Here is a 20935-nt window from a genome sequence, read left to right on the forward strand (position 1 = left end):
TCAGCCCTCCTGGGTCGTGCGGGAGCCGGTGAACCGCGCGAAGATCAGGCGGTAGGCGAGGTACAGAGCCAGCGACAGCGCCACCTGGATCGTGGCCAGCACCGCCGCGCCGGGCAGGTCGAAGGTGACGATGCCGCGGGTGTAGATCAGCGCGGGCAGGGTGATGACGCCCTTGGCCCCGGTGAACAGCACGATGCCGAATTCGTTGAGCGTCAACAGCAGGACGAGACTGCCTCCCGCGGCCAGCGCGGGCCAGGCCTCGGGCAGCACGACGCGTCGCAGCACCCGCCACGGTGAGGCGCCCAGGCTCGCGGCCACGTCCAGTTGCTCGCGCGGCAGCTGGGCGAACGCGGCCAGCAGCGGCCGGACCACGAACGGGGTGAAGTAGGTGATCTCGGCCAGCACGACGCCGGTGGGCGTGCTCAGGAAATTCAGTGCGGGGGAGTGGTTTCCGGTGAGCCGGGCGATCAGTGCGTCCACCGCGCCCGCGGTGCCGTAGAGGAAGGTGAACGCCAGCGTGATCAGGAAGGACGGCAACGTCAGCACGGTATCGATCAGCCGCCCCACCGTGTTCGACCCCGGAAACGGGACGAAGGCCAGCACCACCGCGACGAACGAGCCGAGCACCAGGCATCCGGCGGTCGAACAGACCGCGATGGACACCGTGCGCCACAACGCATTCCGGAAGGATTCCGAACCCAGTACCGCAGACCAGGATCCGGACTTCGCCGTGGATTCGGTCAGCACCCGCACCACCGGATACACCGCGAACAGCAGCACCACCAGCAACGGTGGCGCGGACCAGGCGATCGGACGCCAGTTGCGCTGCGGTGCGGCGGATTCGGACGCGTCCGGGGCGGCGGACGGTTCGAGGGCGAGCGACGCGCTCATCGGGTCCGCTCCCTTCCGACAGGTTCCGACCGGCCGTGTACCCGGACCCCCTCACGGACCGGGTACACGGCCGACGAAACCGCCGAGAGATGTCGTTGCGCCGCCGCTACTCCCGCGCTGTGAGTGCGGTTCGTGCGGATGCGCGCGGAGATCGAATCGGCAGCGGGTTCGGTCGGCGTGTGTTGTGGGGTGGGCGGAGTGCGGTCGGTGCGAATACGCCCAGGGACCCAACCGGCGGCGGGCGTATGGCGCGAGGTGGGCGGAGTCCGTTGCGCCGGAATGGTTTGCGGTGTCCGGGCGCGGTTCATGCGGCCGCGCCCGGGGTCGAGCCGACCGCGGTCGGAATGAGTACGCCTGCCGGGTCCGGCAAGCGGACGCCGACCACCGCGCCGACCGCGATGTCCAGGGGGCCCGGGACGTCGGCGGTCAGTTCGATCGGCAGGCCGTTGACGTCGAGTTGGAGTCTGCTCGTCGCGCCGCGCCACACGCTGGAGACGATGGCGGCCAGGACCGCGTCGCGCTCGTTGGTGGAGCAGATCTGTACCGTGTGTGGGCGCACGCACAGCAGGCCCTCGTCATCCGGCTTCCAATCCAGTTGGCCTACATTCGGTTTCGGTGCCTGGGCGCGCAGTGTGCGTTCGCCGCACTGGACCAGTGCGGTGGTGCCGGAGATATGCTTCACCGTGCACGGCAGCAGATTCGCGCCGCCCAGGAACGCCGCGGTGAAACTGCTCGGCGGTCGTCGCCACAGATTCTCGGCGGTGTCCACGTCGACCAGGCGGGCATCGCGCATCACCGCGATCTGATCCGCCAGGGCCAGCGCCTCGGACTGATCGTGCGTGACGTACAGCATCGCGGTGTCCGGCAGAGCTTTTCGCAATTCCTGCAGTTCGGCGAGCATGGCTTGGCGCAACTGCGCGTCCAGGGCCGCGAGCGGCTCGTCCAGCAGGAGCACCGAGGGGCGAATCGCCAGGGCGCGGGCGATCGCCACCCGCTGCTGCTGTCCGCCGGAGAGTTCCCGGGGCAGCCGTCGGGCGTAATCGGCCATGCCGACCATCTCCAGCACCTCGCGCACTCGATCGCCGATCTGCGTGCGCGGCACGCGATGTGAGCGCAGACCGAAGGCGACGTTCTCGAACACCCGCATATGCGGGAACAACGCATAGGACTGGACGACCACACCGATACCGCGCTTGGCCGGCGACAGATCGGTGACATCACGTCCGGCCAGCCGGACCGCGCCCGCGGTGGGCCGGACGAATCCGGCCAATGCCTTGAGCGCGGTGGATTTCCCGGAACCGCTGGGACCCAGGAGCGCGACCGTCTCACCGGCAGCCACCCGCAGAGTGAAATCGGTCAGGGCGGTCGTGGCCCGGCGGCCGCGACCGTAGCTGACGCCGACCCGATCGAAGACGATCGCGGGTTCGGTGGATGTTCCGGTGGCGGCGTCGGTGCCGGTACCGGAGGTCGCCGGTGCGAACATGCTGCGCTCCTGGGGGTTTCGGTCTAGCTGCCGGTGGCCTTCTGATAGGCGGTGACGTCGCTGTCGAGATCGTCGAGGACCTTGTTCCAGTCCGGCGTCACCACGGTGACGTCCTTCAGATACGAAGCGGGAGAGGGCGTTCCCGCGGGAGCATCCTTCAGGTCCGTGCGGGCCGAGACGGCCATCGCGTCCGGGCCGAGGGTCTTCTGCACGTCGGCCGAGAGCAGGAAGGTCATCAGCTTCGCGGCCGCGTCGTGGTGCGGCGCGCGGTTGGCCATGCCCATCACGTACGGCAGGGCGATCGTGCTGCGCTTACCGTCCGCCGTGGCGGGGGAGAACAGGCTGAACTTGGCCCCGTTGTTCTTGATCTCGGCGAGGTTCATCTGGATGTCGCCGTTGGCGACCAGCAGTTCACCCTTGTCGACCTTGGTCTGCAGTTTGCCGGTCGAGGAGGACGGGCCGACGTTGTTGGCCTGTAACTTGGCCAGGTAGTCCAGCGCGCCCTGTTTGCCGTAGAGCTGTTGCAGCAGAACCAGAACCGCGGTGCCGTCCCCGGCCTGTCCGGGCGTCGAGTACTGCAGCTTGCCCTTGTACTCCGGCTTCAGCAGATCGTCCCAGGTCAATCCGTCGGTGTGCACCGACGGATTGGCGATGAAGGTCAGGTAGTTGCCCGCGAGGGTGACGTACTTGCCGCCGGGATCCTTGTCGCCCGCGGCGATCGCGCCGGTGTCGACGCCGCTGTCCTGGAGCAGATTCTGCTTGGCGGCCTTCTGGATGAACGGCGGCAGCGTCACCACGAGATCGGCCTGCGGGTTGGACTGCTCCTTGTCGATCCGGTTCACCACCTCACCGGATCCGGCTTCCACATAGTTGACCGAAATGCCGGTCTGCTTGGTGAATTCGGCGAATTCGGGTTTGTACCAGTCGGCCATGCCGTCGGCGGAGTACACGGTGACGGTCTTGCCGTCGCCCGCGCTCGTGCCGGTGCCGCCGCAGGCCGCGACGGACAGGGTCAGGGTTGCGGCGGAACCCAGGATCAACGCGGCGCGTGCGAGGCGGGAGATCGGAATACGCACGATGACTGCAACTTTCGTTCAGAGCGGAAGAGAGGGTGGGAGATGGGTCAGGGGTGTTCGGCCAGCAGCAGGTCGGCGAATTCGACCACCGAGGGCACGATGTGGGTGGCTCCGGCCTCGCGCAGCCGGTCCTCGGTGTGCGCGCCGGTGAGCGTGCCCGCCACGACGCGTGCGCCCGCGGCCAGGCCGGTTTCGATGTCGCTGGCCGTATCGCCCAGCACCGCAACGCGATCCACCGCGCCCGCACCGAGGCGCAGCAGTGCGGTGAGCACCATGTCCGGATAGGGGCGCCCGCGCCCGGCCTCGGCGGGGCACAGGGTCAGATCGGCGATCTCGTGCCAGGCCAGCGCGTCCAGCAGACGATCCTGGGTGCCGCGGCTGAAACCGGTGGTCAGCGCGACCTTGATCCCGGCCTCGCGCAGCCGCGTGATCGCCTCGGCCGCACCGGGAATCGGGGTCGCGTCGGCGGCGAACTCGTCGTAGGCGGCTTCGAAGGCGCGGTTGGCCTGCTGGGCGCGGTCCTCGTCACCGAGTATCGCGCGGAACACCGCGATCTTGGACTGGCCCATCGTGCGCACCACGTAATCGGTGGCCGCCTCGCGTTCGGGACCCTGCGCCGGGATGCCCGCGGCGGTTGCGGCGGCGTCGAAGGCGCGCAGCACCAGGCCGCCATCGGCGACGGTGGTTCCGGCCATGTCCAGGACGGCCAGTTCGATTCGTTTGTCGGACAAAGTATTTCCCTTCAAGGGTTCGAGACCGTCAGAGGTTCAGCAGGTCGGCGGTTTCCTCGCCGATGGCGGGGCCCAGCGTCATACCGCGCCCGCCGGGACCGGTGACGACCCAGACGTCGTCGGCGGCCTGCGCGCGGGTGACGATGGCGTTCGGGTCGGTGCTCTGGCTGTAGACACCGGCCCAGCGGCGCACGATCGGGGGAAGTCGGCGGCCGAGGAGTTCCTCGGTGACGGCGGTGAGGTGTTCGTACGGGGCCTCGTCCACGTCGAAGCCGAACGGCTCGTCGTATTCGTGGGTGTCGCCGATGGTCAGGCCGCCGTGCAGCCGTTGCACGCACAGCAACTGCATGCGGTGCTGCGCGGCGGTGAAGGTCTGGGCCTCCTCGAGTCGCAGGCGCTCGAGCGCCTCGCCCGCGAAACCGGGGTAGTAGCGGAAGCTGTCGCCGTCGGCGATGGCGGTGGTGAGCGGTTCGCCCAGCGGCGCGGTCTGCATCATCTGCAACCGGACCCGTCGAACGGGTATGTCGCCCACCAGTTCCCGGGTCAGGCCCGAATGTGCGGCACCCGGGCAGACCAGCACGAGATCGGCCTCGAAGCGGCGGCTGTGATCGTCCACGACGACTCCGCCGCTGATCGTGCGCGCCTCGGCGCCGGCGTGGAAGGTGTAGCGGCCGGTGCGTTCCATATGGGCGCGCAGCGCGGGCATGGCCTGGCGGGACTCCACCGCCGCATCGGTCGAACAGTGCAGTCCGGCAAGGAATTTGCCGCGCAGGGCCGGATTGATCTCCCGCACGCGACCGGGATCGAGCAGTTCGAATCCGCGCTCGCCCGCGCTCGGTCCGGCCGCGGCGGCCTCGGCGACGGCGAGTTCGGCCGCGGTGCGCACCAGCGTGATCGAGCCCGCGGGGCGGAATCCCACCCCGGCGACCCGGCCGCCGATCTCCTCCCACAGCCGGCGTGAGCGCAGCGTCAATTCCAATTCGCCCGTGCTGCGGCCCGATACCCAGACCAGGCCGAAGTTGCGGACCGTGGCGCCGCGGGCCTCGGTCTCGCGTTCGAGCTGAACGACCGTATGTCCGCGGCCGATCGCGGCCAGGGCATGTGCGGTGCCGAGGATCCCGCCGCCGATGATGACCAATCGCATAGTCAAAATGATGCGCAATGGTCTAGACCGTAGGGTGTTTCCTGCCCCAACACTGGGTTAACAATTGGTATAGACCAATTGGGGTATGCTGTGGGGGTGAATGCGAGGGACGCCGGGCGCCACGATCCGGCGAGCGGGCTCGCTGGGCGCGGGGCCGGTGTGCGCGGCGAGAACGGGATTGCCGAGAATCATGGTGTGAGCGATCTCGCGAGCGAACCGCGGGTGCTGCCCGGTCCGCAGGCCGCAGCATCGACCCCTGCCGAGATATCCGGCGTGAGTATCGATTTCGGGCGGACGTCCAAGGCGTACCGCGTGCGGACCGAAATCGAGGCGATCCTGGACCGATTGGGCGAGGGCGACCAGGTGCCGCCCGAGCGCGAACTCGCCGCGCGCTTCGAGGTCGCCCGCGAAACCGTCCGGCAGGCGCTGCGAGAACTGCTGGTGCAGGGCAGGATTCGCCGTCAGGGCCGGGGCACCGTGGTTTCCCGCCCGAAGATGGTGCAGCCCTTGTCGTTGCGCTCGTACACCGAGGGCGCGATCGGCCTCGGCCGCCGCCCCGGCCGCCTGCTGGTCGGCTGGGACGACATCCCCGCCGATCCGGAAACCGCTGCCGCACTCGATATCTCGACCGGATCCACGGTCATGCACCTGGAACGCGTCCTGCTGGCCGACGACGAGAAGGTCGGCCTGGAGAGCACCTACCTCACCCCTGCCCGGTTCGGCGCGCTGCGCACGACCTACGACCCGACCACCTCCCTCTACGCGGCCATCCGGGCCTCGGGTGTCGTGTTCGGTTCGGCGGTCGAACGCATCGAAACCGTCCTGGCCTCCCCGCGCGAGGCGGCGCTGCTGGAATGCACCACCGCCCTGCCGATGATCCTGCTGCATCGCCGCACCATCGACGCCGAAGGCGTGCCGATCGAACGTGTTCGCGCCCTGTATCGCGGTGACCGAATGGCGTTCGAAACCCAACTGCGCGAATGACATTCGCGCAGGTCAGCGGACCTGCGGGGCGACCTTCTCGCCGAGCAGCTCGATGGTGTGCAGGACGTTGTCGTGCGGCAGTGTGCCGACGCTCGGGTGCAGCATGAAGCGGTCCAGATCGAGGGTGTCGCGGACGGCGGCGATCTTCTCCGCGACGCGGTCGGGGGTGCCGACGAACAGCGATCCGGCGGGGGAGCGCAGGGCTTCGAACTGATCGCGAGTCATATTGCCCCAGCCGCGTTCGCGGCCCAGGCCGCTCATGGCCGCGGCGTAGGGCTCGTAGAACTCGGCCACGGCCTGTTCGTCGGTGTCGGCGATATAGCCGTGCGCGTGTACCGCGATCGGTTGCCGTTCGTGTCCGCCTTCTTCGAGGGCGCGGTGGTACAGGTCGACCAGGGGCCGGAATTGGGCGGGCCGGCCGCCGATGATGGCGAGTGCCAGTGGCAGGCCGAGCAGCCCGGCGCGCGCCACCGACTGCGGGTTGCCGCCGACCGCGATCCATACCGGCAGCGGCCGGTCGGTGCGCGGCTGGACGATGGTGTCGTGCAGTGCGGGACGGAATCGGCCGGACCAGTTCACCGGCTCGTCCGCACGCAGGCGCAGCAGCAGGGCGAGCTTCTCGTCGAAAAGGTCGTCGTAGTCCGCCAGGTCGAATCCGAACAAGGGAAACGACTCGGTGAAGGAGCCGCGTCCGGCCATCAGCTCGGCGCGACCGTCGGAGAGCAGATCGAGGGTGGCGAACTCCTGGTACAGGCGTACCGGATCCGCGGAGCTGAGCACGCTCACCGCGCTGGTCAGCTGGATGCGTTCGGTGCGCCCGGCGATGGTCGCCAGGACCACCGCGGGTGCGGACGCCGCGAAGTCCTCGCGATGGTGCTCGCCGACGCCGTACACGTCCAGGCCCGCGCGCTCGGCGGCGACGGCCTCCTGGACCACGTGCCGCAGCCGTTCGCCCGCGCTCGGTGCGGGGCGGTCGCCGACCGCGTGCCGTTCGGCGAAGGTCGTCAGTCCCAGTTCCATTGTTCTTCCTCCCGTGATGCCGATGTCGACAGCCTAAACGGACCATGGTCCGGATAAATTCCGCGGGGATCGGCGTCGCGGAGTGCCGAGAATCTCGGCGTCGAGTGCGGATACTCTGGTCGCATGGCAGTCCGCACTCGCAAGCCGCTCGTCCCCGGCGTTCAGTCCCCGACCCGTGAGGTTCCCCGATCGATCGCGCGTCCGGAATACGCGTGGAAGAAAACGGCCAACGAGGGTCACGAGCCGTGGGTGCAGACGCCCGAGACGATCGAGAAGATGCGCATCGCCAGCAAGATCGCCGCGCAGGCGCTGCAGGAGGCGGGCAAGGCCGTCGTCCCCGGGGCCCTGACCGACGACCTGGACCGCATCGCGCACGAGTACATGTGCGATCACGGCGCGTACCCGTCGACCCTGGGCTACAAGGGATTTCCAAAATCCTGCTGCACCTCGCTGAACGAGGTGATCTGCCACGGCATTCCGGACTCGACGCTCATCGAGGACGGCGACATCGTCAACATCGACGTGACCGCCTACATCGACGGCGTGCACGGCGACACCAACGCCACCTTCCTCGCCGGTGATGTGGACGAGGAGGCGCGGCTGCTGGTCGAGCGCACCCACGAGGCGACCATGCGCGCGATCAAGGCGGTGCGGCCGGGCCGGGCGCTGAACGTCATCGGGCGCGTCATCGAGTCCTACGCCAACCGCTTCGGTTACGGCGTGGTGCGCGATTTCACCGGCCACGGCGTCGGACCCACCTTCCACAGCGGGCTGGTCATCCTGCACTACGACCAGCCCGCCATCGAATCGGTCATCGAGCCCGGTATGACCTTCACCATCGAGCCGATGATCAACCTCGGCGGCATCGACTACGAGATCTGGAACGACGGCTGGACCGTCGTCACCAAGGATCGCAAGTGGACCGCCCAGTTCGAGCACACCCTCGTCGTCACCGACACCGGCGCGGAAATCCTCACCCTCCCGTGAGCGCGCGCACGTCCCGCGACTCGAACTGCGCACGTGGCGCCCGGTTGTGCCGGGGCGACAGGTGAGCCGGGTCCGCGGCGGTGTGCGCCGGTTCGCTGTGCACTCACGAATGCGGCTGTGTGACACGGGAGTTCGGATGCGGCAGGAGGTGACATTGCGAGTCGCCTCGGTTCGTGCCGACGAAGGGCGGCTGTTCACCGACAGGAGCGGATGGCCGGGTGATGGGCTGGTCCCAGAGCGTCGAAGTCCGCATGCGATGGCGTGCGTGTCGGCGGTGACCTCGGTTCGCGGTGGTCGACGGCTCGTCCACAGGGGGAATGCGCGGTCGGCGGAGGTGTCGGTGTCGAGTGGGCCGCATCCGCGTGCGGTGGCGTGGTGAAGGGGGCGTTGCTGGTCGCTGGGACGACCTCGGACGCGGGCAAAAGTGTCGTCGTGGCCGGGTTGTGCCGGATGCTGGCTCGGCGGGGAATTCGGGTGGCGCCGTTCAAGGCGCAGAACATGTCGAACAACTCGGTGGTCGCGCTCGACGGTGGGGAGATCGGGCGGGCGCAGGCGTTGCAGGCGCGGGCGTGCGGGCTGGAGCCGAGTGTGCGGTTCAATCCGGTGCTGCTCAAGCCCGGGAGTGATCGACGCTCGCAGTTGGTGGTTCGGGGGCGGGCCGTGGATACGGTCGGGGCGCGGGACTATTTCCGGCATCGGCGGCAGCTGCGGGAGGTGGTGGCCGGTGAATTGGCCGCGCTGCGAGCCGAATTCGATGTGGTGATCTGTGAGGGCGCCGGATCGCCCGCCGAAATCAATCTGCGGGCAACGGATCTGGCGAACATGGGGCTGGCGCGGGCGGCGGATCTGCCCGTTCTGCTGGTCGGCGACATCGATCGCGGCGGTGTGCTCGCGCACCTGTTCGGGACCGTGGCGATTCTGGAACCCGAAGACCAACAGCTCATCTGCGGATTCATCGTGAACAAATTCCGCGGTGACGTCGAGTTGCTCCGACCCGGGCTCGATACGCTCACCGAGCTCACCGGACGTCCCACCCTCGGCGTCCTGCCCTTCGCCGAGGACCTGTGGATCGACGCCGAGGATTCCCTGGGCACCGTCGCCGACGCGCCGGTAGGTCGCCCGCGCCCGCCGCTCGGGACCGAATGGCTGACCGTCGCGGCGATCCGGCTGCCGCGCATCTCCAACTCCACCGACGTGGAGGCGCTGGCCTGCGAACCCGGCGTCTCGGTGCGCTGGGCGGACGATCCGTCCCGGCTGGCCGACGCCGACCTGGTGGTCCTGCCGGGCAGCAAATCCACCGTGAGCGATCTGGAATGGTTGCGCCGCACCGGAATCGCCGATGCGCTGTGCGCGCGCGCCGCGGCCGGACGGCCGATCCTGGGCATCTGCGGCGGGTATCAGATGCTGGCCCGGCGCATCGTGGACGAGGTGGAATCGACTGCGGGGGAGGTCGCCGGACTCGGCCTGCTGGATCTGGACATCGAGTTCAGCGAACCGAAGGTGTTGCGCCACACCGTCGGCCGGGCGGCCGACTCGGGTATACCGTTGAGTGGCTACGAGATCCACTACGGTCGCGCGCGACGCACCGGTGATCCGGCCTGGCTCGAACTCGACGACGGTCGCACCGAAGGCAGTGTGCGCGGGGCGATCCGCGGCACGCACCTGCACGGTCTGTTGGAGTCCGACGACTTCCGCCGGGCCTGGTTGCGCGAGGTCGCCGCACAGGCCGGACGCTCCGGATTCCGTGTCGCCGAGGATGTTTCGGCCGTCGCTGAACGGGAGTCCCAGCTCGACCTGCTCGCCGATCTGATCGAGAAACATCTCGATATGACAGCGCTGGAACAGCTGATCACCACCGGCGTTCCGGACGGACTGCCCACCCTCGCGACGTCGCGGAGCACGAACCCCTGAGCGCGATGCGTTCAGATCGGTGAACAGCCTCTCGACCGGCCGAGAAACAGTCTGCGCGCCGATTCGGCGGCGGCTCGTGGCGGAGCTCTCCGCGGGCGTCGGTACGTGGGCAGCGACACGAGGTCTCGCGGGCGTCGGCCGTGTAGCGTGGGTCGGCATGGAAATACGGCGGATCGCGGTCGGTGACCGCGCCTGGACCGTTCGAATCGATGGCTCGCAGTTCCGGCATACCGTCGTCCTGCTGCCCGACGCGGGTGCTCCGGCAGATGTGTACGACGCGGTGTGCGCCCGCCTGAACACCTCGGACCTCCGCACGATCGTGCTGGAATCGGTCGAGGGACTCGATCCCGCGGGCGTGTACGCGATCCTGGACGAACTCGGCGTCCCGTGGGCGAACCTCGCCGGTTACGGTGCGGGAGCCGACCTGGCCTGGCAGCTCGCCGCCCGCGGGTTCGGCCGATTCATGGGTCTGGTCGCCGCCGGACGCGGACATCCGGCCGCCCCCGGCGCGGACGGCGCCGTCGCCGATGCGAGCTGCCCCGCCGTGGAGATCCCCACCACCGTCGTCGCGACCAAGAACCTGGCCCGCCCGGCCGCCGAGGCCGCCGCCCGCCACGTCTACGGGGAATTCCGCGTCGCACAGGTCGACGTCACCGATCCGGCCGCCGAGGCGGCCCAGGAATTCGCCACCGAGATCGTCCTGCGCAGCGGCCAATGGTGAGGGGCGGACGCTAGGCGCGGAAGTCCGCGAGCCAGCGCAGCCAGGAGTCCAACTCGGTGAACGCCTGCTGACGCACTGGTCCGGCGGATAGAAACACGTCGTGGCGGGCGCCCTCGATCGGCACGATGTTGGTGCGTTCGCCCAGGCAGCCGGACCAGCGTTGGATCTGGCGCACGTCCAGTACCGTGTCCGCGACATCGGCCGCGGGGCCGTAGGCGCGCATGAACTTGGTCACCTTCGAGCGCAGGATCAGCGCGGGAACGCCGATGTCCAGGCCGCGCTGCAACTGGGCGTGCCCGCGCCGGATCGCGCGCAACCAGCCGAAATGCACCGGAAATCCGCTCAGCGGCTTCCAGTCCAGGTCGTAATCCCATTCACCGGACGCGCTGCGATGCAGGCTGTCGCCGTAGGTGGTGACCTTCTGCCCGGGCAGGGTGGCCATGGCGCGCAGGCGGCCCAGCCCGCCGATCACGGTGTTGCCGACGATGGTCCGGTAGTAGGCCGGGCCCTGCAGATCGAACCAGGGGCTGTTCAGTGCCAGTCCGGTGATTCCCTGTGCGGCAACGCCTTCGGAGGCCTGGAGTCGATCGAGCCACAGCGAGGTCACCAGTCCGCCCGTGGAGTGGCCCATCACCAGTACCGGCAGGCCGGTCTCCTCGCGCACGATGCGCAGCGCCTCGTTCAACTCGGCGTCGTACAGCGCCAGGTCGGTGACGTAGTGCGGGGTCTGCCCCGGTTGCAGCGACCGCCCGCACTTGCGCAGATCCAGGGCGAAGAAGCGGTAGCCCTGGTCGGCCATGTGCTCGGCGAGGTGCCGTTGGAAGAAATAGTCGGTGAATCCGTGCACGTACAACACCGCGCCGGTCGCCTCGGCCGTGGCGAGATATCGGACCAGGGTGGCCTCGACCGTGCCTTCGCCGTCCGGGTCGGGTCCCAGGGGTATCCGTCGCTGTTCGTATCCCTCACCGAGGACATCGGGCTGCCAGGAGTCGGTCCGCGGCCCGGCCAGCGGCGTCTCGTTCGTCACAGCCCCCACGATATTCGACCCGCTCAGCGGCGTCGCGGCACAGGTAGGCCGCTCACAGTGGGTGTGGCGGTTTCGGAATCGGGCATGTCGAGGGGCAGAATCAGGTTGAAGTGAACGACGGGTAACCTCGAACCCGCCGTATTCGCCGGAATTCCGGTGACGCACAACACAATGCCCAGGTGGTCCGCCCGGGGCGGGACCGCGCATAAGGACAAGGAAGTCGATCTACCCGTGCCGAACGCTGCGATGACTGAAAAGACCGATGTAGTCCTCATCGGTGCCGGCATCATGAGTGCCACCCTGGGCGCACTGCTTCGTCAGCTGCAGCCGGACTGGTCGATCACGATGTTCGAGCGCCTGGACGCCGCCGCCCCGGAGAGCAGTGACCCCTGGAACAACGCCGGTACCGGGCATTCCGCGTTGTGTGAGCTCAACTACACCCCGCGCACCGCCGACGGCGGCGTCGACGTGTCCAAGGCCGTCGACATCAACGAGCGGTTCCAGGTCTCCCGGCAGTTCTGGTCCTACGCGGTGGAGAACGGCGTGCTCGGCACGCCCTCGGAATTCATCAACCCGATCCCGCACGTCAGCTTCACCCACGGCGCGGACGGCGCGGAGTACCTGCGCAAGCGCTACGAGGCGCTGGTACGGCACCCGCTGTTCGAGGGTATGGAGTTCATCGACTCGCCCGAGGAGTTCACCCGGCGGTTGCCGCTGATGGCCAAGGGCCGCGACTTCAGCGATCCGGTGGCGCTGAACTGGAGTGCCAAGGGCACCGATATCAACTTCGGCGCGCTCACCAAGCAGCTGCTGGCCTACCTCGGCCACTCGGGCGTCGACATCGGGTTCGGCACCGAGGTGCGCAACCTGTCCAAGCAGTCCGACGGCAGCTGGGACGTCAAGGTGCGCAACACCCGCACCGGCTCGACGCGGCGGGTGAACGCGAAATTCGTCTTCGTCGGCGCGGGCGGTTACGCGTTGCCGCTGCTGCAGAAGGCCGGTATCCCCGAGATCTCGGGCTTCGCCGGCTTCCCGGTCAGCGGCCAGTTCCTGCGTTGCACCAACCGCGAGTTGATCACCCTGCACGAGGCCAAGGTGTACGGCATGGCCGCGGTCGGCGCACCGCCGATGTCGGTGCCGCACTTGGACACTCGCGTCATCGACGGTAAGCGCGGCCTGCTGTTCGGCCCGTACGCGGGTTGGACGCCGAAATTCCTCAAGGACGGCAAATACGCCGATCTGTTCAAGTCGATCCGTCCGGGCAACCTGACCCCGATGCTCGGCGTCGGCGTGACCGAGCTGGGCCTGGTCAAGTACCTGGTCAGCGAGCTGCTGAAGTCTCCGGCGGGCAAGGTGAGCGCGATGGAGGAATTCATTCCGCGCGCCGACGGTCACGACTGGGAGCTGATCACCGCCGGTCAGCGCGTGCAGATCATTCGCCGCAAGGGCATCGGCGGCGTGCTCGAACTCGGCACCGCGGTCATCACCGCCTCCGACGGCTCCATCGCGGGTCTGCTCGGCGCCTCGCCGGGCGCGTCCACCTGCGTCTCGGCCATGCTGGACGTGCTGCAGCGCTGCTTCCCGCGCGAGTACTCGGACTGGACGCCGCAGCTCAAGGCCATGGTTCCGTCGCTGGGCGTGAAGCTGTCCGAGAATCAGGCGCTCTACCACGAAGTATGGGACTGGTCGAACAAGGCGCTCGGTCTGACCGAGAACACGCCGAAGGCAGAACTCGCGCAGAGCTGAGCGATGTGATAGCAAGACGCGATGATGTCAACGGTTGTTCTCAAAAGGTCGTGGGCCGCGGATCTGGACACCGCAACCCTGTACAAGCTGTTGAAGCTTCGCGTCCAGGTTTTCGTCGTGGAGCAGAAGTGCGCGTATCCGGAGCTGGACGGGCTGGATCTGTTGCCGGAGACCCGGCACCTGTGGCTCGACGACGAGGGTGAGGCGATCAGCACGCTGCGCCTGAGCGAGGAGCACGAGAACGGGGTGAAATCGTTCCGCATCGGCCGGCTGTGTACCACGCCGTCCGCCCGCGGGCACGGTTACACCACTCGGCTGCTGCAGGCCGCGCTCGCCGAAACCGGTTCGGCCACAGTGCGACTCAATGCGCAGACCTACCTGATCGATATGTACACCAAGCACGGTTTCGTCACCGACGGCGAGGAGTACATCGAGGACGGTATTCCGCACATTCCGATGCGGCGCGGTTAGCCTGCGGGTCCCGCAGCCCGGAAGTGGTTGCGGGACCGTCTGTTTCGAATCCGATCAGTTGCCCGAAGCGATCGGCTCGCCCCGCACCTCGCGGGTGAGCAGTGTCGCCCCGGCCACCGCCCCGGGCATCAGCACGATCGCGACGAACGGCACCAGGAACGCCGCCGCGAGCGGAATTCCGAAGCCCCACACCAGCATCCGGCGTGAGCGCAGCAACTTCAGCTGGTCGCGCAGGGCGATTCCGCGACGTTGCATGGCCACGGTGGTGAGTTCCTGCACCAGGAAGAATCCGGTGACGCCGATGCCCACCACGGGCACCACCGTCTGCCCCACGACGGGTAGAAACCCGGCCGCGAACAGCACCACGGCCCACACCAGAGCACGCAGCACCAGCGCGATGCCGTCCTTGATCGACCGCCAGGTCGACAACCCCGGTCCCGGCACCTCGTCCGGCGACTGACTCCGGTCCACGTGCTCGGCCAGCGCCTCGTAGAACGGCTGTCCCAGCGCCAACGTCAGCGCGGTGAACGTGATCACCGCCAGGAACAGGCACAACACCAGCAGCAGCACGTCCAGGAAGCCGCGCAGCACATCTGGCCAGGGCGAGGCCCAATGATCAGCGAACGGCGTCGCCCACGCGACGACATCGCCCACGAACCACGCCACCGCCACGATCGCGACCACGTACAACACCAGCGCGATGAGCCCCGGCACCAGCGCGTACCCGAACCGCCGCCGATGCGTCGCCACCCACCGCTGCCCTTGCAAGAGATACCCGAACCCCGCAGCCAGATCACGCACGCGCGCAGTCTATTCGTTCGCAGTCGAAAACGCTTGAGCGGTGCGCGTTTCCGTGGCCGGTCCGAATCGCGCCACCGGCCGCGGGAGGTGGGGGCGGGTCTGCTGTGGCGCGGTGATCGTCGGTGCGTGGGTGTTGCGAAGAGTTGTGTGGGTGCGGATCCTCACAGCAGGGGCGGGGAAATCCCTCGCCGGCGCGGCAATAGAGTTGGGGAATGTCCGAGTCCGTCGCTGATGTCGTCGCTGGTCCGTCCATTGCTGCCGTAGGGGGCGGGGAGGCCGGGTTTCCGTTCTCGGCGGTGGTGGGGCAGGAACAGTTGCAGTTGGCGCTGATTCTGTGTGCGGTGCATCCGGGGATCGGCGGTGTGCTGGTCCGCGGGGAGAAGGGGACCGCGAAGTCGACGGTGGTGCGGGCGCTGGCGCAGTTGTTGCCGCCGGTGGCCGATGAACGTGGTTCGGAGCGGCCCGCGCGGCTGGTGGAGCTGCCGGTCGGGGCGACCGAGGATCGGGTGGTCGGCTCGCTGGATCTGCAGCGGGTGCTGCGCGACGGGGAGCAGGCGTTCCGGCCGGGTCTGCTGGCGGCCGCACATCACGGCGTGCTCTACGTCGACGAGGTGAATCTGCTGCACGACCATCTGGTCGACGTGCTGCTGGACGCCGCGGCCATGGGACGGGTGCATATCGAACGCGACGGGGTCTCGCATTCACATCCGGCGCGGTTCGTGCTGGTCGGGACGATGAACCCGGAGGAGGGTGAGCTGCGTCCGCAGTTGCTGGACCGATTCGGGCTCACCGTCGACGTGGCCGCCTCCCGCGATGTGGACGTGCGCATGGCCGTCGTGCGCCGCCGCCTGGACTACGAGGCCGATCCGAACGGATTCGCCACCCGGTACGCCGAGGCCGACCGGGAGATCGCCGACCGCATCCTCATCGCCCGTGACCTGGTCGGCGAGGTGGCGCTGGACGATGTGGAGCTGCGTCGGATCGCGGCATTGTGCGCCAGCTTCGACGTCGACGGTATGCGTGCGGATCTGGTGGTCGCGCGCACCGCTACCGCACATGCCGCGTGGCGCGGAAGTCGTCGTGTGACAGCCGATGACGTGCGTATCGCCGCGGAACTCGCACTGCCGCACCGACGTCGGCGCGATCCGTTCGACGAGCCCGGCATCAGCGAGGAACAGCTCGAGGAGGCGATGCAGCAGGCCGCCGAGGAGGCCGCGCGGGCCGAACAGGACTCAGACGAATCTTCCGGTCCGGCAAGCGAATCGGAGCCCCCGCCGTCCGATGATCAGGGAGGCGCCGAGGGGCCCGACGGGCCACCCGAGGACGATCCGGACGGTAGCCCCGACACGCCCGGCGGTGGTGGCGGTGCGCCGGAGGGCCGGGCGGGTGCTCCGGCGAATTCGGTTGCCCGGCCGCCGCGTTGGGAGGTGCAGGGTGTCGGCGAGGGTGCGCCGGGACGGCGTTCGCGGGCGAGCACCCGGCACGGCCGCGTCGTGCGGTCGGTGCCCGATGCCGCGGCCGGACTGCATCTGCTCGGCACAGTCTTCGCCGCCGCGCCCCATCAGCGTGCTCGCGGCCGGTTCGAGGGTCCGCTGGCGCTCGAGTCGCAGGATCTGCGCGGTGCGTATCGCGAAGGGCGCGAAGGCAATCTGGTGATCTTCGTGGTCGACACGTCGGGTTCGATGGCCGCCCGCGATCGGCTTTCGGCGGTCACCGGCGCGATCGTGGCCCTGCTGCGCGATGCCTATCAGCGGCGCGACAAGGTCGCGGTGATCACGATGCGCGGCAGCGAGGCCGAGCTGGTGTTGCCGCCGACCTCCTCGGTGGATATCGCGGTGCGTCGTCTGGCGGGGCTGCGCACCGGCGGGAAGACCCCGCTGGCCCGTGGACTGGTCGAGGCGCGGGAGGTCGTGCGGCGCGAGCGAGTGCGCGATCCGCAGCGTCGCGCGATGGTTGTCCTGCTCACCGACGGCCGCGCCACCGGTGGCGCGGATCCGGTCGCGCGCGCCCGCGCCGCCGCTCGCGTCCTGGCACGTGACGGTGTCGCCGGTGTCGTGGTCGACTGCGAACGCGGCATGATCCGCTTGGGTCTGGCCGCCGAATTGTCCCGCGAACTGCGTGCCACCTACATTCGCCTGGCCGAGATCACCGGCGATTCCGTGGCGGGCGTCGTGCGGTCGCAGGTGTCCGGGATCCGCGCGGCGTAGCAGTTCTGCGGCGTGTGCGCCGGCCGTCGTGTGGTGGCGGTCGGTTGTATCGCCTCGATTCGCTTGGGCGGCAGTCGAACTCGTCAAGGTGCACGTCACCGGAGTTTGTCCGGCTGAGATTGCCGGGGAATCTGCGGTGGGCGCCGTGCCGGCGAAGTGTGTCCGGGTGGATCGGCGGTCATTCCGTGGTGCCGCTGTCCGGCCGCCGGGCCGACTTGCGACCTGCGCGGCATCACACCGGCATGGCCGGGATCCTCGGTAGAAGATCCGACTCGGGTGTGCGGCTAGCGCGAGGGGGGTGTGGTGAGTTGGTCGGCGAGGGCGGTGAGTAGTTCGGAGCAGCCTTCGTCGACGGCGAGGCTGGCCAGCGGATCGCCGCGCGTGTGGCCGCGGTTCACGATGACGACCGGGCGAGAGGTCTTGGCCGCGTGGCGGACGAACCGCAGACCGGACATGACGGTGAGGGAGGAGCCTGCGGTCAGGAGTACCTCGGCGTACTCGACCAGGTCGTAGGCCGCGCGCACGCGGTCCTTCGGCACGTTCTCGCCGAAATAGACGATGTCGGGCTTGAGCATTCCGCCGCAGTGCTCGCAGTCGACCATGCGGAAGTGTGCGGTGTCGGTGACCACGGCGTCGGCGTCGGGGGCGACCTCCAGGCCGTCGGTGACCGATTCGGCGAAGCCGGGATTGGCGGCCTCGAGCCGGTCGGCCAGCCGCATCCGGGAGATCAGGGACGAGCAGCTCAGGCAGCGCACCCGCGCATAGGTGCCGTGCAGGTCGATCACGCGGCGACTGCCCGCCTTGGTGTGCAGCAGGTCCACGTTCTGGGTGATCAGGCCGCTGACGACGCCTGCCCGTTCGAGCCGGGCCAGCGCACGATGTCCGGGATTCGGTCGCGCGGCATCCATCCGCCGCCAGCCGACGTGGTTGCGGGCCCAATACCGTTGCCGGAACACCGGATCCCCGACGAACTGCTGGTAGGTCATCGGATTGCGCGGCGGCGAACTCGGCCCCCGATAGTCCGGAATCCCGCTGTCGGTGGACAACCCCGCCCCGGTCAACACCGCCACTCGACGGCCCGCGACGATGTCGAGCACCCGATCGACAGCGCTCACGGTCAGAACTTCCGGCATGAATCCAGCGTACGACCCGGTCCGGGCAGGCCGGTTGTGCAGGCCGGGGCGGGGGTCGGGCTGTGGACCGGGTGTGGCAACGTGGAGCAGCAGTTCACGTGCGGAAGGAGCGGTGTCGATGCCCAAGGGTGTTCCCGAGGCGGTGCCCGATGACGGGTTGACCACCCGGCAGCGGCGTAATCAGCCTGTTCTGGCGGTGCACACCGGGCCCGGCAAGGGTAAGTCGACCGCCGCGTTCGGGATGGCGTTGCGGGCCTGGAACCAAGGGTTCGACATCGCGGTGTTCCAGTTCGTGAAGAGTGCGAAATGGAAGGTCGGGGAGGAGGCGGCGTTCCGCACCCTCGGCCGGTTGCACGAGGAGACCGGTGCCGGCGGCCCGGTCGAATGGCACAAGATGGGTGAGGGCTGGTCCTGGACCCGTAAACACGGCACCGAGGACGACCACGCCGCCGCGGCGCTGGCCGGTTGGCAGGAGATCGCTCGCCGCCTGGCCGCCGAACAGCACCGGTTCTACGTGCTCGACGAATTCACCTATCCGCTGAAATGGGGGTGGGTCGATGTGGACGAGGTGGTCGAGACCCTGCGCAACCGCCCCGGCAATCAGCACGTGGTGATCACCGGACGGGACGCACCGCAGGCGCTGATCGAGGCCGCCGATCTGGTCACCGAGATGACCAAGACCAAACATCCGATGGATGCGGGTCGCAAGGGCCAGCGCGGCATCGAATGGTGAGCACACCCGCGGTGGTCATCGCCGCACCGGCCTCCGGAAGCGGGAAGACCACTCTGGCAACGGGTTTGATCGGTGCGCTGCGTCGCGCGGGACATTCCGTCGCCCCGTTCAAGGTGGGCCCGGACTATATCGACCCCGGATATCACGGTCTGGCCGCCGGACGTCCGGGGCGGAATCTGGATCCGGTGCTGGTGGGCGCGCAGCGGGTGCTGCCGCTGTATCGGCACGGGACGCACGGCTGCGATATCGCGGTCGTCGAGGGCGTGATGGGCCTGTTCGACGGTCGTATCGATGAACATCAGGTGCAGTCCGTCGCGGAGGGATCCACCGCCCAGGTCGCGGCGCTGCTGGGCGCACCGGTCGTGCTGGTCGTGGACGCGCGCGGGCACAGTCAGAGCCTGGCGGCCCTGCTGCACGGATTCGCCACCTACGACAGTGAGATCCGGCTCGGCGGAGTGATTCTCAACCGCGTCGGCAGCGAACGACACGAACAGGTGTTGCGCGCCGCATGCGACCGGGTCGGTCTGCCGGTGCTCGGCGCATTGCCGCGAATGGCCGAATTGGCGGTCCCCTCACGACATCTGGGCCTCATCCCGGCGGTGGAGCACGGCGTGGCGGCGCGGTCGGCGGTCGAGGCGATGATCGAACTCGTTTCCGCGCACGTGGATCTGGCCGCGATCGCCCGGCTGGCCGGTGCGCAGGTGTCCGGGCCGGGCTGGGATCCGGTGGCGGAACTGCGTGCGCCGGTGGACGGTGCGCCGGTTGTGATGGATTCGGCTGCCGGTACGCGGGAACCGGAGGCGGACGGCGCGCAGTGTACGGCCGACGGCCCGGTGATCGCGATGGCCGGTGGCGCGGCGTTCACCTTCGGCTATGCCGAGCATCGCGAACTGCTGGCGGCGGCGGGCGCGCAGGTCGCGGTCTTCGACCCGCTGCACGACGACTTGCCCACCGGGACAGCCGGTGTCGTTCTGCCGGGCGGATTCCCGGAGGAGCATGCGGCGGAGTTGTCGGCGAACGATCGGCTGCTCGACGCGCTGCGCGCCGCGGCCCACGCGGGTATGCCGGTGCACGCCGAATGCGCGGGACTGCTGTATCTGACCCGCAGCTTGGACGGACATCGCATGGCCGGGGTCATCGACGCGGCAGCCGAATTCGGGCCACGATTGACACTGGGCTATCGGGATGCGGTGGCGCTGACCGATTCCGCGCTCTGGACTGCCGGGCAACGAGTGCGCGGACACGAATTCCACCGGACCCGACTGATTTCCGCCGCAGCCGCCGATCCGGCGTGGGCCTGGCGGGCACCGGATCGCGAGACCGTTCGCGAGGGTGCGGTGATTCATCGGGTGCACGCGTCGTACCTGCACACCCATCCCGCCGGGAACCCCGCGTCGATCGCCGGATTCGTCGCTGCCGCAGCGGATTACGCCGCTCTGCGCGCCGATGTGTGAATCGGGTCCGGGCAGTGGCGAACTCGTGGTCGGCGTGGGCTGCCGTCCGGCGACTGCCGCGGCGGATATTCTGCGTGCGGTGCGGGAGGTAGTGGGAAGCAAGAAGGTTCGCGCTCTGGCGACTATCGACCGCCGAGCGGGCGAACCGGGGATATCAGCCGCCGCAGCCGAACTGGGAGTTCCGGTCATCGCATTCACCGCGGATGAACTCGCCGAGGTGCGTGTCCCGAATCCCGCGGCACGAACCAGCGCCGCTGTCGCCACCGCGAGCGTCGCGGAGGCTGCTGCACTGCTGGCCAGTGAAAAAGACTGCGGCACAGCATTTCTCGTGACACCGAAAACGGTGCGGGGGCCGGTGACGGTTGCCGCGGCCAGCTGTCGACAGCGAATGGTGCGGTCGGTCGGGTTGTGATGA

Annotated in this window: 19 protein-coding genes; 10 read left to right on the forward strand and 9 right to left on the reverse strand. The window is 68.7% G+C overall.

Annotation, left to right across the window (positions count from 1 at the left end; genetic code table 11):
- The 5 genes from K7711_RS24725 to K7711_RS24745 form a co-directional block, all read right to left on the reverse strand.
- Positions 1 to 891, reverse strand: coding sequence for a 2-aminoethylphosphonate ABC transporter permease subunit (locus K7711_RS24725; protein ID WP_222971845.1), 891 nt, complete (start codon positions 889 to 891; stop codon positions 1 to 3).
- A gap of 304 nt (positions 892 to 1195) precedes the next feature.
- On the reverse strand, positions 1196 to 2374 hold the full coding sequence (locus K7711_RS24730) for an ABC transporter ATP-binding protein (RefSeq protein WP_222971846.1): 1179 nt from the start codon (positions 2372 to 2374) through the stop codon (positions 1196 to 1198).
- A 23-nt stretch (positions 2375 to 2397) separates the two neighbouring features.
- Entirely contained in the window at positions 2398 to 3444 is a 1047-nt protein-coding gene (locus K7711_RS24735; RefSeq protein WP_372460193.1) for a 2-aminoethylphosphonate ABC transporter substrate-binding protein, read from the reverse strand.
- 53 nt (positions 3445 to 3497) lie between these two features.
- Positions 3498 to 4181: a phosphonatase-like hydrolase gene (locus tag K7711_RS24740; protein ID WP_222971848.1), complete on the reverse strand. Its 684-nt coding sequence runs from the start codon at positions 4179 to 4181 to the stop codon at positions 3498 to 3500.
- 28 nt (positions 4182 to 4209) lie between these two features.
- The gene (locus tag K7711_RS24745; RefSeq protein ID WP_222971849.1) at positions 4210 to 5325 is read right to left on the reverse strand and encodes a TIGR03364 family FAD-dependent oxidoreductase; all 1116 of its coding nucleotides are present in this window, start codon (positions 5323 to 5325) and stop codon (positions 4210 to 4212) included.
- 279 nt (positions 5326 to 5604) lie between these two features.
- Here K7711_RS24745 and K7711_RS24750 point away from each other — a divergent pair, with 279 nt between their 5' ends.
- Positions 5605 to 6309 (forward strand): GntR family transcriptional regulator, encoded by a 705-nt coding sequence (locus tag K7711_RS24750; protein ID WP_222972172.1) that lies wholly within the window; start codon positions 5605 to 5607, stop codon positions 6307 to 6309.
- 12 nt (positions 6310 to 6321) lie between these two features.
- Here the strand turns inward: K7711_RS24750 and K7711_RS24755 are convergent, their stop codons facing one another.
- Complete coding sequence (locus K7711_RS24755) at positions 6322 to 7329, reverse strand: LLM class flavin-dependent oxidoreductase (RefSeq protein ID WP_222971850.1); 1008 nt, start codon at positions 7327 to 7329, stop codon at positions 6322 to 6324.
- A 123-nt stretch (positions 7330 to 7452) separates the two neighbouring features.
- Between K7711_RS24755 and map the strand changes: the two genes are divergently transcribed.
- The 3 genes from map (at position 7453) to K7711_RS24770 (ending at position 10948) form a co-directional block, all read left to right on the forward strand.
- Entirely contained in the window at positions 7453 to 8316 is an 864-nt protein-coding gene (map, locus tag K7711_RS24760; RefSeq protein ID WP_222971851.1) for a type I methionyl aminopeptidase, read from the forward strand.
- Between the two features lie 375 nt (positions 8317 to 8691).
- Positions 8692 to 10227 (forward strand): cobyric acid synthase, encoded by a 1536-nt coding sequence (locus K7711_RS24765; RefSeq protein ID WP_222971852.1) that lies wholly within the window; start codon positions 8692 to 8694, stop codon positions 10225 to 10227.
- Between the two features lie 157 nt (positions 10228 to 10384).
- Positions 10385 to 10948, forward strand: a complete 564-nt coding sequence (locus K7711_RS24770) for an alpha/beta hydrolase (RefSeq protein WP_222971853.1) — start codon at positions 10385 to 10387, stop codon at positions 10946 to 10948.
- A 10-nt stretch (positions 10949 to 10958) separates the two neighbouring features.
- On the opposite strand, the gene K7711_RS24775 is transcribed toward K7711_RS24770, so the two are convergent.
- A complete protein-coding gene (locus tag K7711_RS24775; protein WP_308014930.1) occupies positions 10959 to 11975 on the reverse strand; it encodes an alpha/beta hydrolase in 1017 nt (338 codons plus the stop codon).
- A 246-nt stretch (positions 11976 to 12221) separates the two neighbouring features.
- Between K7711_RS24775 and mqo the strand changes: the two genes are divergently transcribed.
- Together mqo and K7711_RS24785 are read left to right on the forward strand one after the other, a co-directional pair.
- The gene (gene mqo, locus K7711_RS24780) at positions 12222 to 13721 is read left to right on the forward strand and encodes a malate dehydrogenase (quinone) (RefSeq protein ID WP_235747748.1); all 1500 of its coding nucleotides are present in this window, start codon (positions 12222 to 12224) and stop codon (positions 13719 to 13721) included.
- 21 nt (positions 13722 to 13742) lie between these two features.
- The gene (locus tag K7711_RS24785; RefSeq protein ID WP_040825820.1) at positions 13743 to 14192 is read left to right on the forward strand and encodes a GNAT family N-acetyltransferase; all 450 of its coding nucleotides are present in this window, start codon (positions 13743 to 13745) and stop codon (positions 14190 to 14192) included.
- 54 nt (positions 14193 to 14246) lie between these two features.
- Here the strand turns inward: K7711_RS24785 and K7711_RS24790 are convergent, their stop codons facing one another.
- The gene (locus K7711_RS24790; RefSeq protein WP_308014931.1) at positions 14247 to 14993 is read right to left on the reverse strand and encodes an EI24 domain-containing protein; all 747 of its coding nucleotides are present in this window, start codon (positions 14991 to 14993) and stop codon (positions 14247 to 14249) included.
- A gap of 212 nt (positions 14994 to 15205) precedes the next feature.
- On the opposite strand from K7711_RS24790, the gene K7711_RS24795 reads away from it, so the two are divergent.
- Entirely contained in the window at positions 15206 to 17200 is a 1995-nt protein-coding gene (locus tag K7711_RS24795) for a magnesium chelatase subunit D family protein (RefSeq protein ID WP_222971856.1), read from the forward strand.
- 284 nt (positions 17201 to 17484) lie between these two features.
- On the opposite strand, the gene K7711_RS24800 is transcribed toward K7711_RS24795, so the two are convergent.
- A complete protein-coding gene (locus K7711_RS24800) occupies positions 17485 to 18333 on the reverse strand; it encodes an NAD-dependent protein deacetylase (protein ID WP_222971857.1) in 849 nt (282 codons plus the stop codon).
- Positions 18334 to 18451: 118 nt separating this feature from the next.
- Here K7711_RS24800 and cobO point away from each other — a divergent pair, with 118 nt between their 5' ends.
- The 3 genes from cobO to K7711_RS24815 are packed head-to-tail and all read left to right on the forward strand — an operon-like array spanning position 18452 to position 20932.
- Positions 18452 to 19066, forward strand: coding sequence for a cob(I)yrinic acid a,c-diamide adenosyltransferase (cobO, locus tag K7711_RS24805; RefSeq protein ID WP_222971858.1), 615 nt, complete (start codon positions 18452 to 18454; stop codon positions 19064 to 19066).
- Positions 19060 to 20520: a cobyrinic acid a,c-diamide synthase CobB gene (locus tag K7711_RS24810; protein ID WP_222971859.1), complete on the forward strand. Its 1461-nt coding sequence runs from the start codon at positions 19060 to 19062 to the stop codon at positions 20518 to 20520. Before cobO ends, K7711_RS24810 begins: the two co-directional genes overlap by 7 nt.
- On the forward strand, positions 20513 to 20932 hold the full coding sequence (locus K7711_RS24815; RefSeq protein WP_222971860.1) for a cobalamin biosynthesis protein: 420 nt from the start codon (positions 20513 to 20515) through the stop codon (positions 20930 to 20932). Before K7711_RS24810 ends, K7711_RS24815 begins: the two co-directional genes overlap by 8 nt.
- Positions 20933 to 20935: the final 3 nt, after the last annotated feature.

This window comes from Nocardia coffeae (assembly GCF_019890715.1).
GTDB classification, from domain to species: Bacteria; Actinomycetota; Actinomycetes; order Mycobacteriales; family Mycobacteriaceae; genus Nocardia; species Nocardia jiangxiensis.

Bases quoted from the DNA above. Each gene is read 5' to 3' on its own strand.
- K7711_RS24815 (WP_222971860.1), top strand. From the start codon at position 20,513: ATGTGTGAATCGGGTCCGGGCAGTGGCGAACTCGTGGTCGGCGTGGGC.
- K7711_RS24730 (WP_222971846.1), bottom strand. From the start codon at position 2,374: ATGTTCGCACCGGCGACCTCCGGTACCGGCACCGACGCCGCCACCGGA.
- K7711_RS24770 (WP_222971853.1), top strand. From the start codon at position 10,385: ATGGAAATACGGCGGATCGCGGTCGGTGACCGCGCCTGGACCGTTCGA.
- K7711_RS24755 (WP_222971850.1), bottom strand. From the start codon at position 7,329: ATGGAACTGGGACTGACGACCTTCGCCGAACGGCACGCGGTCGGCGAC.
- K7711_RS24725 (WP_222971845.1), bottom strand. From the start codon at position 891: ATGAGCGCGTCGCTCGCCCTCGAACCGTCCGCCGCCCCGGACGCGTCC.
- K7711_RS24745 (WP_222971849.1), bottom strand. From the start codon at position 5,325: ATGCGATTGGTCATCATCGGCGGCGGGATCCTCGGCACCGCACATGCC.
- cobO (WP_222971858.1), top strand. From the start codon at position 18,452: ATGCCCAAGGGTGTTCCCGAGGCGGTGCCCGATGACGGGTTGACCACC.
- K7711_RS24795 (WP_222971856.1), top strand. From the start codon at position 15,206: ATGTCCGAGTCCGTCGCTGATGTCGTCGCTGGTCCGTCCATTGCTGCC.
- K7711_RS24800 (WP_222971857.1), bottom strand. From the start codon at position 18,333: ATGCCGGAAGTTCTGACCGTGAGCGCTGTCGATCGGGTGCTCGACATC.
- K7711_RS24810 (WP_222971859.1), top strand. From the start codon at position 19,060: ATGGTGAGCACACCCGCGGTGGTCATCGCCGCACCGGCCTCCGGAAGC.
- K7711_RS24785 (WP_040825820.1), top strand. From the start codon at position 13,743: ATGATGTCAACGGTTGTTCTCAAAAGGTCGTGGGCCGCGGATCTGGAC.
- map (WP_222971851.1), top strand. From the start codon at position 7,453: ATGGCAGTCCGCACTCGCAAGCCGCTCGTCCCCGGCGTTCAGTCCCCG.
- mqo (WP_235747748.1), top strand. From the start codon at position 12,222: ATGACTGAAAAGACCGATGTAGTCCTCATCGGTGCCGGCATCATGAGT.